General features: G+C 64.9%; 1 protein-coding gene. It reads left to right on the top strand.

Translation table 11 applies throughout. The features are described from left to right. Window positions 1–1,084, top strand: a 1,084-nt coding sequence (locus BW11_RS11415; RefSeq protein WP_140476381.1) for an ISL3 family transposase, incomplete at its 5' end; no start/stop codon positions are given. Between the last annotated feature and the right edge of the window lie 24 nt (window positions 1,085–1,108).

Below are 1,108 nucleotides of genomic sequence, written 5' to 3'. Positions count from 1 at the left end.
GCCGGGGTGCCGGCGGGACGAGTGCCCGGTGCATGACACGCGCGGGCGCGTGTGGAGGCATCTGAACTTCTTCCAGTACAAGGCGTTCATCCATGCCGGCGTGCCGCGCGTGACATGCCCGGAGCATGGCGTGAGGACCGTGCCTGTCCCGTGGGCGAGGCCGGGCAGCGGGTTCACGCTCCTGTTCGAGGCGTGGGCGGTCGAGATGGCCCGCCACCTGCCGGTCAGCACGCTCGCCGAGCAGGTCGACGAGACCGACACCCGCCTGTGGCGGTTCATCGCGCACTACGTGGACGAGGCCCGCAGACTCGAGGACTACACGGGCGTGGAGGCCATCGGCATCGACGAGACCAGCCGCAAGGGGCACAACTACATCACGGTGGTCGCCGACCTCGTCGAGCACGACGTGATCAACGTGACGGCCGGCAAGGACTCGACCACGGTGAAACGGTTCGTCGACGACTTCACGGCGCACAACGGAGTGCCCGGATACGTGCGGCTCGTCACCTGCGACATGAGCCTGGGGTTTCGGAAGGGCATCCGCGAATACCTGCCCAACGCGGAGCGGATCGTCGACAAGTTCCACGTTGTCAAGCACGCCAACGAGGCCGTCGACAAGGTCCGGAAGGCCGAAGGACGCTCCAACGGGCTGCTGAAGAGGACGAAGTACCTGTGGCTGCGCAACGAGTCCGGGCTGAGCGAGCTGCAGTTGGAGACCAAACGCGCTCTCATGAAACAGCGGCTGAAGACCGGCCGGGCGTGCCAGATGCGCGAGACCCTGCAGGACATCTACGAGACCAGCCGCACGCCAGGCGAGGCGTGGTCGCGCCTGCACCGCCTGTGCTCGTGGATGATGCACTCACGGCTGGAACCCATGAAGGACCTCGCCCGCATGATCCGCAGGCACTGGAACGAGATCCTGACCTACTTCACCCACCCGTACACCAACGCGGTCCTCGAGGGCGTCAACAGCGTCATCCAGAACGTCAAACGACGAGCACGCGGATTCAGGAACATGGACTACTTCGCCACCATGATCTACCTGACCTGCGGCAAACTCGACCTCAAAGCAGTCACCGCCTAACCCCCACAACCCACCACAAACAGC

It is taken from the genome of Bifidobacterium sp. UTCIF-38 (assembly GCF_006454495.1).
GTDB classification, from domain to species: Bacteria; Actinomycetota; Actinomycetes; order Actinomycetales; family Bifidobacteriaceae; genus Bifidobacterium; species Bifidobacterium callitrichos.
The sequence above is the reverse complement of the archived record's forward strand: the minus strand, read 5'-3'. Positions and strand labels throughout refer to the sequence as shown.